The sequence below is a fragment of the Bradyrhizobium sp. MI1.7 genome (assembly GCF_055811795.1).
Genome location: NZ_JBVVPO010000007.1, coordinates 21,837 through 37,527, shown reverse-complemented (window position 1 = coordinate 37,527; position 15,691 = coordinate 21,837). Strand labels below are relative to the sequence as shown.

Below are 15,691 nucleotides of genomic sequence, written 5' to 3'. Positions count from 1 at the left end.
GGCCTGCGACCAGTTAAAGGGCGCGTTGCGAAATAGTTGGAGTATCGCCCAAGCTTTTGCGCGCGACTTTCTTGGAAATGCCGGATTGCACAGGCCGAATCGCCTGATATATCGCTCGTTCCCGCTTACCTGCGCTCGTTCGCAGGAGTGAGCCTCAGGAGAAAAGCATGACCGACCAGCCCAAATCCGAATCCGGCTTTCAATACAGCCTCAGCAATCTGAGACCCGTGACCCCGCCCGAAAAGATCACCCTCACCTTCCCCGACGGCGCCCGGCGCGAATACGCCAAGAGCATCACCGGCCTCGAGATCGCCAAGGGCATTTCGCCGTCGCTGGCCAAGCGCACGGTCGCGATGGCGCTCGACGGCGAGGTCGCCGACCTCGACGATCCCATCGAAGCCGATGCCAAGATCGAGCTGATCAACCGCGACGATCCGCGCGCGCTCGAGCTGATCCGCCACGACTGCGCCCACGTGCTCGCGGAAGCCGTGCAGACGCTGTGGCCCGGCACGCAAGTCACCATCGGTCCCGTGATCGAGAACGGCTTCTACTACGACTTCTTCCGCAACGAGCCGTTCACGCCGGAAGATTTTGCCGCAATCGAGAAGAAGATGCGCGAGATCATCGCGCGCGACAAACCTTTCACCAAGGAAGTCTGGGACCGCGAGAAGACCAAGCAGGTGTTCCGCGACAAGGGCGAGGCGTTCAAGGTCGAGCTGGTCGACGCCATTCCCGGCAACGAGCCGATCAAGATCTACTACCAGGGCGACTGGTTCGATCTCTGTCGCGGCCCGCACATGACCTCGACCGGCAAGGTCGGCAACGCCTTCAAGCTGATGAAGGTGGCCGGCGCCTATTGGCGCGGCGACAGCAACAACCCGATGCTGACCCGCATCTACGGCACGGCGTTCGCGAAGCAGGAGGACCTCGACGCTTATCTGAAGCAGATCGAGGAAGCCGAAAAGCGCGACCATCGCAAGCTCGGGCGCGAGCTCGACCTCTTCCACTTCCAGGAAGAAGGTCCGGGCGTCGTGTTCTGGCACGCCAAGGGCTGGACCATCTTCCAGCAGCTGATCGCCTATATGCGCCGGCGCCTCGCCGGCGACTACAGCGAGGTCAATGCGCCGCAGATCCTCGACAAGTCCTTGTGGGAGACCTCGGGCCATTGGGGCTGGTATCGCGAGAACATGTTCGCGGCGCAGTCCGCCGGTGACGAGGCCGAAGACAAGCGCTGGTTTGCGCTGAAGCCGATGAACTGCCCCGGCCACGTGCAGATCTTCAAGCACGGCCTGAAGAGCTACCGCGACCTGCCGTTGCGCCTCGCCGAGTTCGGCGTGGTGCATCGCTATGAGCCCTCCGGCGCCATGCATGGCCTGATGCGTGTGCGCGGCTTCACTCAGGACGACGCGCACGTCTTCTGCATGGAAGATCAGCTCGCCGACGAGTGCCTCAAGATCAACGATCTCATTCTGTCGACCTATGCCGATTTCGGTTTCACCGGCGATCTCACGGTGAAGCTCTCGACCCGGCCCGAGAAGCGCGTCGGCACCGATGCGATGTGGGATCACGCCGAGCGCGTGATGGCGACGGTGCTGCGCGAGATCCAGTCGCAGAACAATCACATCAAGACCGAGATCAATCCGGGCGAAGGCGCCTTCTACGGGCCGAAGTTCGAATATGTGCTGCGCGACGCCATCGGCCGCGACTGGCAGTGCGGCACCACGCAGGTCGACTTCAACCTGCCGGAGCGGTTCGGCGCGTTCTACATCGACCATGACAGCGGCAAGAAGGCGCCGGTGATGGTGCATCGCGCGATCTGCGGCTCGATGGAGCGCTTCATCGGCATCCTGATCGAACACTATGCCGGCAACTTCCCGCTCTGGCTGTCCCCGGTGCAGGTGGTGGTCACCACCATCACCTCGGAGGCCGACGAGTATGCCAAGCAGGTGCTGGAACAGGTCCGGCGCGCGGGGCTCCGGGCCGAGATCGACCTGCGCAACGAGAAGATCAACTACAAGGTCCGCGAGCACTCGCTGGCCAAGATTCCGGCGCTGCTCGTGTGCGGGAAGAAGGAGGCCGAGACGCAGTCGGTCTCCGTCCGCCGGCTCGGCAGCGAAGGCCAGAAGGTGATGACGACGGTGGAGGCGCTCGCCGCCCTCGTCGACGAGGCCACCCCACCGGACGTCCGGCGGGCGCGCGAGGCGGCCTGATCCCTGAAATCGATCTAAACTCGCTTTCGGTTGCGGGCGTGCATGCTTATCTCGGCATGGCACGCCCGACGACCAGCCGAAGAGGACATCGCAGTGCCCGACGCCATCGAACTCCTGAAAACCCGTCGCTCGGTCAAGCCGCGCGAGATGACCGGGCCCGGCCCCTCCCCCGCCGAGCTCGAAACCATCCTCACCATCGGTGCGCGCGTGCCCGACCACGGCAAGCTCGCGCCCTGGCGCTTCATCATTTTCGAGGGTGACGCCCGCGAGCGGGCCGGCGAGGTCATCGCGACGGTCTTTGCCCGCAAGAATCCGGACGCACCGGCGGCGAACATCGAGACCGAGCGCAAACGCCTCACCGACGCGCCGCTGGTGATCGGTATCGTCAGCTTCACCAAGCCGCATCCGAAGGTGCCGGCGTTCGAGCAGGAATTGTCGGCCGGCGCCAGCGTCATGAACATTGTCACGGCCGCGACCGCGCTCGGCTACGGCGCCTGCTGGCTGACCGGCTGGTTCGCCTTCGATCGCGACGTGCTGGACGGCCTCGGCCTCAAGCCGGACGAAAAGCTCGCCGGCCTCGTCCATATCGGCACGCCGACCAAGCCCAGCGAAGACCGTCCGCGACCGTTCCTTTCGGAAATCGTGACGCGTTTTTAATCGATGTATTGTTGACGCCTCCAGCGTCTTGCGGCTTTGATCCCGGCGAGGGAGGAAGCCCGGATGAAGCGTCGTGAATTTCTGGTCGGGGCCGCGCTGCTGGCCGGCACGATGGGGCGAGGCAGCGCCGCCACCAACATCCCTACTCCGTCGGCTGACGGGCTCGACCGCATCACCGCCTATTTTGACAACGAGGTGACGCTTGGCCGCCTGCCGGGCGCGGTGGTCCTGGTGCAGCAGCACGGCAAGCCGGTCTACCTCAAGAACTTCGGCGTGCGCGACACCAGGACCGGCCTCGCCATGACGCCGGATACGATCTTCGCCATCCACTCAATGACCAAGCCGATCACGTGTCTCGGCGCGATGATGCTGATCGACGAGGGCAGGCTCGCGCTCACCGACCCCGTGTCGAAATACGTCCCGCTCTTCGCCGACACCAAAGTGGGCGTGGAGCCGGAGGGCACCTCGAAGGTCGAACTCGAGCCGTCGATCCGTCCTGTCAACATCGAGGATCTGCTGCGGCAGACCTCGGGCATCAGCTACGACTATATCGGCGCCCCATGGGTGATGCAGGTTTACCAGGCCGCCAATATTTTCGAGGGGCCCTTCAACAACAGGCAATTCGCCGACCGCATCGCCAAGCTGCCGCTCACGCGCCAGCCCGGAACGCTGTGGCGCTACGGCCATTCCACCGACGTGCTCGGCGCCGTCATCGAGATCATCTCGGGCCAGACGCTGTATGAATTCCTCAAGCAGCGCATTCTCGATCCGCTCGGAATGAACAGCACCAAATTCGTGCTGAAAACGCCGGAGGAGCGCGCCCGGATGGCGCGGCCGCTGCCGAGCGACCCGGTCCTGCTCGCCGGCGAGCGCGACCGCCTCGACCATCCCGAATGGGAATCCGGCGGCGGCGGGCTGCTCTCGACCATCACCGACTATCAGCGCTTCTCGCAGATGCTGCTCAATGGCGGCGAGTTCGAGGGCAAGCGTTACCTCAGCCCCGCCGTGTTCAAGGCCATGACGACCGATCACGTCGGGCCCGGCTCCGGCGTGGGGCGCGACTATTTCTATTTCCCGGGCGACGGTTTTGGCTATGGCTACGGCATCGGTGTACGCACCGATCCCGGCAATGCGAAGCCGCCACCGGCCGGATCGATCGGCGAATTGAAATGGGACTCAGGAAGCGGCACCTATTTCGGCGTCGATCCCAAGCTCGACATGGTCTACCTCTTGATGCAGCAGACCCAGAACGAGCGCAGCCGCATCACGCCCGCCTTCAAGGAACTGGTCTACGGCTGCTATCCTGAAGGACTACGCCGCCCGTGAGGCGCGCTGGCCGAAATCGGCCAGCAGCCTTGCGATCTCGGCGGCGGGCCGCGCCGCGCTGAACAGAAACCCTTGCACCTCGTTGCAGCCTTCGGCGCGCAGCCAGTCGAGCTGATCCTCGGTCTCGACGCCTTCAGCCGTCGTGGTGATGTTGAGGCTGCGGCCAAGCCCCGAAATGGCGCGCACGATCGCGACGCAATCGGGCCGCTGCGCCAGATCCTTCACAAACGAACGGTCGATCTTGATCTTGTCGAACGGGAAGCTACGGAGATAGCTCAGGCTGGAATAGCCGGTGCCGAAATCATCCATGGAGATGCTGACGCCGAGCTCGCGCAATTGATGCAGGATGGCGAGATTGGCATCGGTCTCTGCCAGGAAGATCGACTCGGTGATCTCGAGCTCGAGCCGCTTCGGCGACAGGCCGGACTGCGCAAGCGCGGAAATCACGACCTGGACCAGGTTGCGGCTGCGGAATTGCGCCGGCGACAGATTGACTGCGACCTTGACGTCGACAGGCCATTTCACCGCCTCCGCGCAGGCCTCGCGTAGCACCCACTCGCCGAGCTGGGTGATGAGGCCGATGTCTTCGGCGACCGGAATGAATTCCGCCGGCGAGATCATGCCCTTGTCGGGATGACGCCAGCGCAAGAGCGATTCAAAGCCGGAGATGCGGTCGGACGCGATCGACACCAGCGGCTGGTAGTGCAGCTCGAACTCGCCATTGGCGAAAGCGCGGCGCAGATCGAGCTCCATGTCGCGGCGCTTCTGCGCCTGGAGGTCCATCTCGCGCTCGAAGAAATGGTGCACGCCGCCGCCGTCGGACTTCGCCCGGTACAGCGCCATGTCGGCATTGCGCATCAGCTCCTCCGACGTCGTGCCGTCGCCGGGCGACAGCGCGATGCCGATGCTGGCGCCGATCACCATCTCCTGGCCGTCGAGATCGTAGGGCGCCTTCAGCATGTCGATCAGCAAGGTCGCGCAGGCGCTGGCTTCGTTCGGCGAGACGTCGGCTGCCAGAATCACGGCGAACTCGTCGCCGCCAAGCCGGGCCGCGAGATTGCCGCCGCGGACCGCGGTGGTGAGGCGTTCGGCAACTTGCTTCAGCAGGCGATCCCCCACCGGATGCCCGAAGGAATCATTGATGTTCTTGAACAGGTCGAGATCGATATAGAGCACGCCGACCCGTTTTCCGCCGGCCTGGTCGAGCGCCTGCTTCAAGCACTGCTGGAAATGTTCGCGGTTCGGCAGATCGGTGAGCCCGTCATGGTGCGCCATGTGGGCGATCCGCGCCTCGGCCTTGCGCCGCTCCGTGATGTCGACCACCGCGACCAGATAGCCGTCGCGATCGTCGAAGGCGACGCGGCGGCCGAAAGTGAGCACCTCGATCTCGCTGCCGTCGGCACACAAATGGCGCCAGTTGCGCGAGGAATGATAGGTGTCGCCGATGCGTTCGAGCGCCTCGGCGTGGCTGTCCCACTCGTCCTCGGGCCAGATCTCGTGCAGCTTCATCCGCAGGAAGGTGGCGCGGCTGTAGCCGTAATGCTGGACCGCGGCATCGTTGACGCTGAGGAATTCCTTGGTCTGTGCCTCGAACACCCACATCGGCATCGGGTTGTTGTCGAACAGCAGGCGAAACGATGCGTCGCGCCGCTTCAACGCGGTGACGTCGGAGATCGTCAGCGAGACCAGATCGGCGAAGGCGGTGGCACTGAGCCGAAGGTAACGTCCGTCGTCTTCGATCTCGAGCTGCTCGCCGCGGCCGCCGGAGACGACCTTGAGCAGGAAGTCCATGATTTCGGGCGCGGCCAATAGCGTGTTCCCCTCGCCGATCCGCCGCCACAACAGGCCCGCGCTCGCGACCTTCAGCAGCGCACCGGCGCTCTTGTTGTGATGCACGATCTGGAGATCGAACGGCTTGCCTGCGGCATCGCGCAGCGTCGCCAGCGAAACCACGGCGTCATCGGTCGACGAGAAGATCGCGTCCAAGAGATTGTATTGCGCGCCGCGCTCGTTGATGTAGGCGCCAACCAGCGTGGCGCCCCAGCGGGAGGCGGTCGGCAGCGCCAGCACATCGTAGGTCCGGACCATGCCGTCGCGCACGCAATGCGCGCTGGCCTGGTGCGGACGTCCGTTCTCGAGCGCGCTCGCCACAGCTTCCGACAGCGCCGTGGCGCAATCGGGCGAGAGCTCGGCGACCGGGATATCCCAGCGCTCCTCGCCGAGCCATTTCTGCACGTAACGCCCGCTGCGCGACAATTCGAGCGCGCCATCGTTCTTCAGCAGCGCGATGTGGTCGGCGAGCCGTCCGAGGCTCCCAAGCATCACGTCCTCATAGCGCGGCAGCCGTTCGCCCGGCTTCAACGCGGCACGCCATTTGCGTTGAAGCACCGGGATGTCGTCAAACATTTCGGCGGCCGGTTTTCCCGGCATCTTCTTCGCGGCAGTCATTGCAGTCCCCAACGCACTTTCCCCGCGCATCCAATGCAGCCGCGCTTAATGCCGTGTAAAAAGGACGCAGCCGCGGGTTCCATTCGGCGATTATGACAGTTTTAAGTCAGGTGTTGGTTAGTGCGCGTTAGAGACTATGACGGTTGCCTAAAATGCGATGCGTGCGCGTGAGAGTGAAGTTATGCTGCACAGCTGCTTCATCCTCGTCATTGCGAGCGCAGCGAAGCGATCCAGACTGCCGCCGCGGAAAGATTCTGGATCGCTTCGCTGCGCTCGCAATGACGGAGTGCGCAGGAGCCGCGCCCGCCTCTCTCGAGTCCCGGACGCGACGCAGCGCGTAGCGGTGCGGTGCAGAGCCGGGACCCAGCAGATGACACAACACACTGACGCATGGGCCCCGGCTCTGCAGCGCATCACTTCGTGCTGCGCAGCGTCCGGAGCACGAGAGCGTCGTTGAGTGACTGACATGGGCTCGCATCCTCGCGGCGCATTTCGCCCGAGCTTTGCCTGATCGCCTCACCCTCGAATGAAAGAGGGCGCAGGGAAGACCGGGAGCCCGCTGGCACCCGAGGTCCACTGTGCGGAGTTGTAGTGAGAAGTCTGCACCGCGGCATACAGGTGTAGCCAGGACATCCCGGCCTTCCCTGCGCAGTGGTTGGAACGGCGTATGTCGTGCTCTCCCCGGGGAGCGATGCACTATTGCCCCCGTCGCCTTGCGGATGGCTGATGCGCGCGCCCGGTTGGGCAACACGCACCACCACAAGACTTGGCGCACAGACCCCGGGCGCCAGGACGACACGATCTGGCCGTACGTGGATCACACCGGTCGTGCGTGCGACGTGCTTCGCTCACGGCTGCCCGCCCTGCGATCACCTTCGCACCAGTGTGGCCCACGTCCACCGCCGCCCGGCCCGCGTTCGTGACGATCGCGATACGCCCCTCTTCCTTGGGCCGAAGTGAGGCAACACATACGCCGTTTCCGAATTCTTATAAAGCGAATTATTTTCGTTGAAGGCGATTGACAGCGTTCTGCCCTGAGTTCGGTGTTTTGCCCGTCGGGCAAAACTCGATAAGCACGATCACCGACAGCGATCGGGCGCGAGAAATCTTCTTACACTGTCCAGAAATACCGACCAGGCCGGCTCGGTCCCCAGCAAGATATGATTGGGGCTCTCGAGCGGAACGAATGTTGCGCCTTTAATCCGAGCAGCGAGTTCCTGCCCCTCCGTGAACTTTACGCTCGCGTCGGCACGAGCGTGCAACACCAGGGTCGGCGTTCGTACATCCTGCAGCAGATGCCGCACATCGATTTCGCCGAAGATATTCGTAAGCTTGAAGGCGTTCTGCGGCGACGTCGTAATCCGCTGCAGATCGTTGAACCACTGCGCCTGCTCGGCATTTGCTTCAGGAATGAAGAGGGACGTGAATATCTGGCGAAACACCGGACTTTCTTGCCCCCACCCCTCGAGGACCAGAGTTGTCAATGCCTCCCGGCGGGCCACGTTTGACGGGTCCTGATGGCGCCAACCCTTTGCGTATCCGCCATAAAGAACGAGATGACTGACACGCTCCGGGTGCTTCACGGCGTAGGCTATCGAGATCGCGCAGCCCTGAGAAATGCCAAGCAGGGGAAAACGTTCGAGCCCCGCCGCATCGACGACCGTCTCGAGATCACGCACGAAGGCGTCGAAGGAGATGTCGAAGACATCCCAGTCCGACAAGCCCGTACCGCGTTCGTCGTAGCGCAGGAACGTGTTGTCGCGGCTCAACGCCTCGATCCAGTGCTGCCAGACCGGGCTCGCAAAGTCGAATTCCAGATGATTGAGCCAATTGGCGGCTTTCACCAGCGGCGGCCCGGCGCCGACCGACGCATAGGCGATGCGCACCCCGTCGCGCGCGGTGCAGGTTCGAACGTTCTGCTTGAGCTGCCTCGGCGAAGCCGCCGGCTCAGCGGCGGCCACATCCCCGGGCGGCACCCGATGCTGCGACCGATGTCGCAGGAGTTGCTGGTAGAGCGCCCTCGTCTCCTGATCCGGCTCGACGTTGAGCTCTTTGCGCAGGATCGCCTCGCAGCGCTTGTATTGCCGCAACGCCAACGCGGTCTGCCCCTGCTCGGAGTAGAGCCGCATCAAGGCGCAATCCACCTCTTCCTGCAACGGATCGATCGCCAACAAACGGAGCGCCAACGCGATCGCCTCCTCCCGTGCGCCGATAAGCTGTAATTCCCGCAGCAGCGTATGGAAGGCAGAGGTGGCGACGGCGCGCAATCGGGTCCGCTCGCCCAATAACCACTCGTCGAAAAGATCGGACCGCGCGTTCAGTCCCTCGAGAAAGGGGCCGCGATACAACTCCGCTGCACGTTTCAAATTGGCGATGGACGGATCGGATACTGCATCCTTGAATTCGACGACGTCGGTCGTGACGGCGCCGATATCGAAGCCAAGCAGGTCGTGATCGGCGGACAGCGGCAGCTCGGCGCAATCATGTCGCAGCATGCTGATGCATTGGCGCAAGCTTTGTCGCGCAGCGTCCTCGTGACTGTCGGGCCAGAGCAACGCCGCAAGCCGCTCACGAACATGGACGACCCCAGGGTTCATGGCCAGAAATGCCACGAGGGCCTGCGCCTTCTTGTTGCGCAAGGTGACCGGCCCGCCCCGGTCCATGGAAAACGAACCAAGCAAGGTCAACCGCGGCATTCCCACCCTCTCGGCATCAAATGGCGCAATTCTAGCAGCCTCGACCGCGTTTTTGACGGTTTTTTCACGCCTGCCCTGACGAGCCGCTCACCGCCGTCCTCTAGAAAGGAGACAACGCGCTACCCGGCGCACATTTGAAAAGGCACAAACACGTGACCCTGATTTCCCTATCCACATCAAGCCTCGCGGCGCCCTTCGGGCGCCGAGGCATTCCGCTGCTTCTCGCGAGGTTCCGGCGCCTGCTGAACGGTTGGATCGCCGCCGCCATTGCCCATCACGAGCGCCGGGCGGCGCTCGTCGCCCTGCGCCCGCTGGACGACCGGGCGTTGAAGGATGTGGGTCTCTATCGCGGCCCGTTCGATGACCTCATCGAACGCGCTGCACGGTCTCGATGGAGCCGCTTCTGGCAGGCGTGAGACGACCACATCAGTTCAATTCGATCCTCGCCAAAGACCAGGAGAAGATGATGTCTATCACGATTCAAAACGGGCCAGGTACAGCACCCACTCGCCCCTTCGCGCTGGCGATGAAGTCCGCGGCCCTCGTCTACGGGACCAGTGCCTATTTGATCTTTCTGGGCACGTTCCTCTATGCCATCGGCTTCGTCACGCAATATATCGTGCCCAAGACCATCGACACCGGCGCGCCGACCTCGCTAACCAACGCGCTCGCCATCAATCTGCTGTTGCTATCGACCTTCGCGGTTCAGCATAGCGGCATGGCGCGGCAGGGGTTCAAGCGGCTGTTCGCGCGCTTCGCTTCGCCGGTCATCGAGCGCTCCAGCTACGTGCTGCTGGCAAGCCTGACGCTCTTGCTGCTGTTCTGGCAATGGCAACCGATTCCGACGGTCATCTGGAACATCGAGTCTCCCGCCTTGGCCGGGCTCGTGATTGCGGGCGAGTTCCTGGGCTGGCTGATTGTGCTCTACAGCACATTCCTCATCAGCCATTTCGAACTGTTCGGCTTGACACAGGTTATCAGCCATTTCGCCGGCCGGCTCACCGCGCCCGTCAAGTTCAAGTCGCCGGGCCTGTATCGCCTCATCCGCCACCCGATCTATCTGGGGTTCATCATCGCCTTCTGGTCGACACCGGTGATGACGCTCGGACACCTGATATTCGCATCAGTGACAACGACCTATATCTTCGTCGGCATCTGGCTCGAGGAGCGCGATCTGGTGGCGCTCTTCGGCGACGAGTACCGAAAGTATCGGGAGCGCGTCGCGATGCTGTTGCCGGGCCTTTTCTGAACAGATTGGAAAGGCACCATCGTGACCGGACAGGATTTGATCGATCGTGCAAAAGCCTTCGTCGCGGCAGTCGCCGCGGCGAAGCCCCGCCAGACCGTCGAGGCCTTTTATGCCGATGATATCGTGCAGGAGGAATTTCCAAACCTTCTCCTGCCGCAGGGCGCAGTGCGCGATTTCATCAACTTGCGAGCGTCTTACGACAGATCCCGTTACATCCTTGCCTCGCAATCGTTCGAAATCGTCAACGCCCTTGCGTCAGGCAATTGCGTGGTGATGGAGACGATCTGGACTGCAACACTGGCGGTCGGCGTCGGCAAGCTTGCTCCCGGCGACACTATGCGCGCCCGTTTTGCGCAGTTCTTCGAATTCCGTGACGGGCTGATCTTCAGGATTCGCAACTACGATTGTTTCGAGCGAATCTAGTCCGTAGGGTGAGTTACGCCTGTCGACTGAGCTTCGCACGGCCGAAAGGCTAATCCACCCTGCAGGCCGTCATGCCAACCGTTCGATCACGAGATCGAGCAGCGCGCGCAGGCGCGCCAGACGCCTGAGATCGCGGTGATAGCCGACAAACGTGTCGCGGCCGGGCGGCGTTGCGCCGATGTCGAGCGCGACGAGACGGCGATCGCGGTCGCCGAGGGGGCGTGGCAGCACGGCGAACCCGCCGCCGCCGGCACACAGCTCCGCCTGCGCCTGGCGGTTGTTGCTGCGCGAGGCGATCTCCGCATTCGGCAGCGTGCGCTTCAACCAGATCGCATCTGGCATGTCGGCGAATTCGGCATTCATGGTGACGACACGGGCGCCGCTTCCGTCGCCGGCGCGCGGCGGCTTGCTGCCCTTCCTGCCATACAGCGCGTAGGGAATGTGGAGCAGCTTTCTCGATATTACCTCGGGCTCGCTGAACGGCTTGATGCGGAAGACGAGATCGGCCTCGCGCCGCGGCAGGCTATAGAGGCGCGCATCGGTCAGGAGCTCGACGATCACCTTGGGATGGCGCTTGCCGAAGGCGGCGATCACCGGCGACAGCATCACCGTGCCGAACCAGTCCGACGACGACAGCCGCAGCATGCCGTCGAGCTGCGTCTCCGCACCCGAGGCGTGGCGCTGAAGCGCGAGCGCCTCCTCCTCGATCCGCTCGGCGTGGCGCAGCACGGCGGCGCCCTCGTCGGTCAGCACAAAACCATCGGCGGTGCGCTGGAACAGCGTTTGTCCCAGCGCGGTTTCGAGCGCGCGAAGCCGCCGCCCCATCGTCGGCTGGGTCTGGCCGATCTTGCGCGCGGCAGCTCCGAGTGTGCCTTCGCGCGCAATCGCCAGGAAGATGCGCAGATCGCTCCAGTCCATCGAAATGACCCCATACAGAAATGCACGATCATCGTACATTCTTGTTCCTTCTCATGCAAAATTTCATGAGCATATTGGAGGCCGACAACGGAGCAAGACGATCATGACGAGACAATCGACGATGCGGGCTGCGATCCTGGAGACCCACAACGCGCCGCTGCGCCTCTCAACCGTCTCCACGCCCGAAGTCGGCCCGCGCGAGGTGCTGGTGCGGGTACGTGCGAGCGGGGTCAATCCGCTCGACACAAAGATCCATGCCGGTGCGGCGGCGCATGCGCGTCATCCGCTGCCCGCCATTCTCGGAATCGATCTCGCCGGCGTGGTCGAGCAGACCGGGCGCGACGTGACGCGGTTCAAGCCGGGCGACGAGGTCTATGGCATGACCGGCGGCGTCGGCGGCGTGCCGGGATCGCTCGCCGAGTTCGCCGCGGTCGATGCCGACCTGCTGGCGCCCAAGCCCGCCAATCTCAGCATGCGCGAAGCGGCCGCCCTGCCGCTGATCTTCATCACGGCCTGGGAAGGCCTGATCGATCGCGCGGCGCTGAAGGCCGGCCAGAAGGTGTTGATTCATGGCGGTGCCGGCGGCGTCGGCCATGTCGCGATCCAGATCGCGCGCGCCATCGGAGCAGACGTGTTCGCGACCGGCTCGGCAGCGCAGCGCGCCACCATCGAAGGCTTTGGCGCGACATTCATCGAACGCGACACTGCGATCGAAGCTTACGTTGCAGAGCATACCGGCGGCCGCGGCTTCGACATCGTCTACGACACCGTCGGCGGCAAGGTGCTCGATGCATCCTTCGAAGCCGTGCGCCGTTTTGGCCATGTGGTGAGCGCGCTGGGCTGGGGCACACACGCGCTTGCGCCGCTGTCGTTCCGCGCCGCCAGCTATTCCGGTGTGTTCACGCTGCTGCCGCTGCTATCCGGCGAAGGCCGCGCGCATCACGGTGAGATCATGGCGGAGGCAACGCGCCTGGTTGAAGCCGGCAAGCTCGCGCCGCTGGTCGATGCAAGGCGCTTCACGCTGGAGAGTGTTGGCGATGCCTACGCTCTGATCCGGGATCACGCCGCCAAGGGCAAGCTGGTCGTCGACATCTGAGGTGAGGCTCGTAGCCCGGATGGAGCTGTCTGCTGCACCCGCCGCTAGTCCTCGCTGGCCGCCGCGGAGCGGTTGCGCAAGTAAGCCTGCGACAACAGGAAGAACAGTGCGCGCTCGCCATGATATTTGGCGGACGGCCGGGTGCGCTCGAAGCCATCGGCAAATATCTTGCCGGACTGGCACACCTGCCATCGCCAGCCAAACCGCTTACGCCTGGTGATGATCACTTCAAACATGCCGACGGGCTTGGTCCCCTGCTTCTGCCTGTCTCGCAAGGGATGCGCCTGCTCCGGCCTCCCCCGTTAGACGGATGCCCGACATATAGCGCAGCAGGACGGAAAGAGAATAAAATTGATTATCGGAAATCCGTATCTTCCACCGGCTATGACGAAGTCGCGACGCTTGCGGAATAAGCCTGTGCTGGCGGTGTTAATCGATTCCTTCAACGCTGCTTGCAACGCTGCTTGCAACGCTGCTTGGTAGCGCTGGCAAAGGTATTCAAGTCGGAACACAAGACGCGTATGCCCGGTAAGCGAACGCTCACCGGGCATTCACGCCGCAGCTCAGCGGCCGACTCGCGCCTGGAGATGCGCAGGATAGCGGTCGCCCTGCACGGCTACCTTGGACAGCCCCCCTGCAATTGCAGTGAGGTCCGCGTCCGACAGCGTCACCGCAGCCGCGCCAAGATTTTCCTCGAGCCGGTGCAGCTTGGTGGTGCCGGGGATCGGCACGATCCACGGCTTCTGCGCGAGCAGCCAGGCCAACGCGATCTGCGCCGGAGTCGCTTTCTTCATTGCGGCGATCTCGCCGAGCAGATCGACGAGGGTCTGATTGGATTTGCGTGCGCTGGATGAGAAGCGCGGCACGATGTTGCGGAAGTCGCTCGCATCGAACGTCGTGCTCTCGGTGATCGCGCCGGTCAGAAAGCCCTTGCCGAGCGGGCTGAACGGAACGAAGCCGATGCCGAGCTCTTCCAGCGTCGGCAGGATCTCCTGCTCCGGCTCGCGCCACCACAGCGAATACTCGCTTTGCAATGCGGTCACGGGCTGCACCGCATGGGCGCGGCGAATGGTCTGCGCGCCCGCTTCCGACAGGCCAAAATGCAGCACCTTGCCGGCCTGGATCAGGTCCTTGACCGCGCCCGCGGTCTCCTCGACCGGCACGTCGGGATCGACGCGGTGCTGGTAGAACAGATCGATGCGATCGGTCTTGAGCCGCTTCAGCGCAGCCTCCGCCACCGCCTTGACGTTGGCGGGCCGGCTGTCGAGCCCGGCCTCGACCTTGCCGCCCTTGAAGCCGAACTTGGTGGCGATCACGACCTTGTCGCGGAATGGCTGAAGCGCCTCGCCGAGCAGCTCCTCGTTGGCAAAGGGCCCATAGGCCTCGGCGGTGTCGAAGAAGGTCACACCGCGCGCGACGGCGGTCCTGATCAGTGCGATCGCCTGCGACGTCTCGGTCGCCGGGCCATAACCGTAGCTCAGGCCCATGCAGCCGAGGCCGAGGGCCGAGACCTCGAGGCCGCTCTTGCCCAATGTTCGCATCTGCATCGTCAGCTCTCCCTGAGGTTCATGTTCGGCAGCGAATTTAGGCCACGCACCGGCCTGCGATTAGATGATAAAATCGGTATGTACTGATGAGATGGATTCATGAATGACCCGCACCAACGTCAATGACCTCCTGGCCTTCCTTGCGGTCGCGCGCGAGCGCAGCTTTACCCGCGCGGCAGCCCAGCTCGGTGTGTCACAGTCGGCGCTCAGCCACACTGTGCGCGGCCTGGAGGAACGGCTCGGCCTGCGGCTGCTCACCCGCACCACCCGCAGCGTCGCGCCAACGGAAGCGGGCGAACGTCTGCTCCGCAATGTCGGGCCGCGCTTTGCGGAGATCGACGCAGAGCTGTCGGCGCTGACCGCGCTCCGCGAGACGCCGGCGGGCACCATCCGCATCACCACCGGCGAGCACGCCGCACAGACGGTGCTGTGGCCGGCGGTCGCAAAGCTGCTGCCGCGCTACCCCGATATCAAGGTCGAGCTCGTCGTCGACTATGGCCTGACCGATATCGTCGCCGAGCGCTACGACGCCGGCGTGCGCCTCGGCGAGCAGGTCGCCAGGGACATGATCGCGGTGCGGATCGGGCCGGAGATGCGCATGGCCGTGGTCGGCGCGCCCGCCTATTTCGCCGCGCGGGGCAAGCCGAAGCTGCCGCAGGATCTCACCGAGCATAATTGCATCAACCTCCGCCTGCCGACCTATGGCGGGATCTATGCCTGGGAGTTCGAGAAGCGCGGCCGCGCGATGAAGGTGCGGGTCGACGGCCAGCTCGTGCTCAACACCGGCCTGCTCAGGATGAATGCCGTGCTGGCGGGGCTTGGTCTTGCCTATATCCCCGACGATCTCGTGAAGCGCGAGATCGCCGACGGCCGGCTGATCCGCGTGCTCGCCGACTGGTGCGCACCGTTTGCGGGCTATCACCTGTATTATCCGAGCCGTCGGCAGCCGACGCCGGCGTTCGCCGTGCTGGTGGAGGCGCTGCGCTATCGGAAGTGACGGGGCGCGGCCCTCCTCCTCGGGGGTTTGGGGGCCCGCCCCCGAAACAAGAAAAAAAATAGGGCGGGGGGCGGGTGTATGTTTTATGGGGGGCGGGGAGGAGGGGGGGGGACCACGCCGGGCC

At 63.9% G+C, this 15,691-nt stretch carries 13 protein-coding genes; 8 read left to right on the top strand and 5 right to left on the bottom strand.

Annotation, left to right across the window (positions count from 1 at the left end; translation table 11 throughout):
- Positions 1–167: 167 nt before the first annotated feature.
- The 3 genes from thrS (at position 168) to AC0L3X_RS09630 (ending at position 4,193) form a co-directional block, all read left to right on the top strand.
- The gene (gene thrS / locus AC0L3X_RS09640; RefSeq protein WP_166342400.1) at positions 168–2,210 is read left to right on the top strand and encodes a threonine--tRNA ligase; all 2,043 of its coding nucleotides are present in this window, start codon (positions 168–170) and stop codon (positions 2,208–2,210) included.
- A gap of 93 nt (positions 2,211–2,303) precedes the next feature.
- Positions 2,304–2,867, top strand: a complete 564-nt coding sequence (locus tag AC0L3X_RS09635; RefSeq protein WP_028154760.1) for a nitroreductase family protein — start codon at positions 2,304–2,306, stop codon at positions 2,865–2,867.
- A 63-nt stretch (positions 2,868–2,930) separates the two neighbouring features.
- Entirely contained in the window at positions 2,931–4,193 is a 1,263-nt protein-coding gene (locus AC0L3X_RS09630; protein ID WP_166342401.1) for a serine hydrolase domain-containing protein, read from the top strand.
- Here the strand turns inward: AC0L3X_RS09630 and AC0L3X_RS09625 are convergent.
- Positions 4,179–6,641 (bottom strand): putative bifunctional diguanylate cyclase/phosphodiesterase, encoded by a 2,463-nt coding sequence (locus AC0L3X_RS09625; protein ID WP_283016912.1) that lies wholly within the window; start codon positions 6,639–6,641, stop codon positions 4,179–4,181. The two genes, AC0L3X_RS09630 and AC0L3X_RS09625, sit on opposite strands and share 15 nt — an antisense overlap.
- 1,079 nt (positions 6,642–7,720) lie before the next feature.
- The gene (locus AC0L3X_RS09620; RefSeq protein WP_354096242.1) at positions 7,721–9,337 is read right to left on the bottom strand and encodes a bifunctional AfsR/SARP family transcriptional regulator/alpha/beta hydrolase; all 1,617 of its coding nucleotides are present in this window, start codon (positions 9,335–9,337) and stop codon (positions 7,721–7,723) included.
- A 152-nt stretch (positions 9,338–9,489) separates the two neighbouring features.
- On the opposite strand from AC0L3X_RS09620, the gene AC0L3X_RS09615 reads away from it, so the two are divergent.
- Genes AC0L3X_RS09615 through AC0L3X_RS09605 form a run of 3 tightly spaced genes read left to right on the top strand, consistent with a single transcriptional unit; the run spans position 9,490 to position 11,009 of the window.
- The gene (locus tag AC0L3X_RS09615) at positions 9,490–9,753 is read left to right on the top strand and encodes a hypothetical protein (RefSeq protein WP_166340950.1); all 264 of its coding nucleotides are present in this window, start codon (positions 9,490–9,492) and stop codon (positions 9,751–9,753) included.
- Positions 9,754–9,803: 50 nt separating this feature from the next.
- A complete protein-coding gene (mddA, locus tag AC0L3X_RS09610; protein ID WP_207794761.1) occupies positions 9,804–10,586 on the top strand; it encodes a methanethiol S-methyltransferase in 783 nt (260 codons plus the stop codon).
- Between the two features lie 21 nt (positions 10,587–10,607).
- On the top strand, positions 10,608–11,009 hold the full coding sequence (locus AC0L3X_RS09605; RefSeq protein ID WP_038944930.1) for a nuclear transport factor 2 family protein: 402 nt from the start codon (positions 10,608–10,610) through the stop codon (positions 11,007–11,009).
- Positions 11,010–11,078: 69 nt separating this feature from the next.
- On the opposite strand, the gene AC0L3X_RS09600 is transcribed toward AC0L3X_RS09605, so the two are convergent.
- Positions 11,079–11,927, bottom strand: a complete 849-nt coding sequence (locus tag AC0L3X_RS09600) for a LysR family transcriptional regulator (RefSeq protein WP_166353227.1) — start codon at positions 11,925–11,927, stop codon at positions 11,079–11,081.
- Positions 11,928–12,030: 103 nt separating this feature from the next.
- Here AC0L3X_RS09600 and AC0L3X_RS09595 point away from each other — a divergent pair, with 103 nt between their 5' ends.
- Positions 12,031–13,023 carry a zinc-dependent alcohol dehydrogenase family protein gene (locus AC0L3X_RS09595; RefSeq protein WP_346283366.1) on the top strand — a complete coding sequence of 331 codons (993 nt, stop codon included), beginning with the start codon at positions 12,031–12,033 and terminating at the stop codon, positions 13,021–13,023.
- A 44-nt stretch (positions 13,024–13,067) separates the two neighbouring features.
- Here the strand turns inward: AC0L3X_RS09595 and AC0L3X_RS09590 are convergent, their stop codons facing one another.
- On the bottom strand, positions 13,068–13,298 hold the full coding sequence (locus AC0L3X_RS09590) for a hypothetical protein (protein WP_014494328.1): 231 nt from the start codon (positions 13,296–13,298) through the stop codon (positions 13,068–13,070).
- Positions 13,299–13,586: 288 nt separating this feature from the next.
- Positions 13,587–14,570 carry an aldo/keto reductase gene (locus AC0L3X_RS09585; RefSeq protein ID WP_473316379.1) on the bottom strand — a complete coding sequence of 328 codons (984 nt, stop codon included), beginning with the start codon at positions 14,568–14,570 and terminating at the stop codon, positions 13,587–13,589.
- Positions 14,571–14,673: 103 nt separating this feature from the next.
- On the opposite strand from AC0L3X_RS09585, the gene AC0L3X_RS09580 reads away from it, so the two are divergent.
- Positions 14,674–15,567, top strand: a complete 894-nt coding sequence (locus AC0L3X_RS09580; RefSeq protein WP_166342404.1) for a LysR family transcriptional regulator — start codon at positions 14,674–14,676, stop codon at positions 15,565–15,567.
- Positions 15,568–15,691 lie beyond the last annotated feature (124 nt).

Excerpts from the sequence above, each read along its gene's own strand:
- mddA (WP_207794761.1), top strand. The coding sequence starts at position 9,804 with ATGTCTATCACGATTCAAAACGGGCCAGGTACAGCACCCACTCGCCCC.
- AC0L3X_RS09595 (WP_346283366.1), top strand. The coding sequence starts at position 12,031 with ATGACGAGACAATCGACGATGCGGGCTGCGATCCTGGAGACCCACAAC.
- AC0L3X_RS09600 (WP_166353227.1), bottom strand. The coding sequence starts at position 11,927 with ATGGACTGGAGCGATCTGCGCATCTTCCTGGCGATTGCGCGCGAAGGC.
- thrS (WP_166342400.1), top strand. The coding sequence starts at position 168 with ATGACCGACCAGCCCAAATCCGAATCCGGCTTTCAATACAGCCTCAGC.
- AC0L3X_RS09580 (WP_166342404.1), top strand. The coding sequence starts at position 14,674 with ATGACCCGCACCAACGTCAATGACCTCCTGGCCTTCCTTGCGGTCGCG.
- AC0L3X_RS09630 (WP_166342401.1), top strand. The coding sequence starts at position 2,931 with ATGAAGCGTCGTGAATTTCTGGTCGGGGCCGCGCTGCTGGCCGGCACG.
- AC0L3X_RS09620 (WP_354096242.1), bottom strand. The coding sequence starts at position 9,337 with ATGCCGCGGTTGACCTTGCTTGGTTCGTTTTCCATGGACCGGGGCGGG.
- AC0L3X_RS09625 (WP_283016912.1), bottom strand. The coding sequence starts at position 6,641 with ATGACTGCCGCGAAGAAGATGCCGGGAAAACCGGCCGCCGAAATGTTT.
- AC0L3X_RS09585 (WP_473316379.1), bottom strand. The coding sequence starts at position 14,570 with ATGCAGATGCGAACATTGGGCAAGAGCGGCCTCGAGGTCTCGGCCCTC.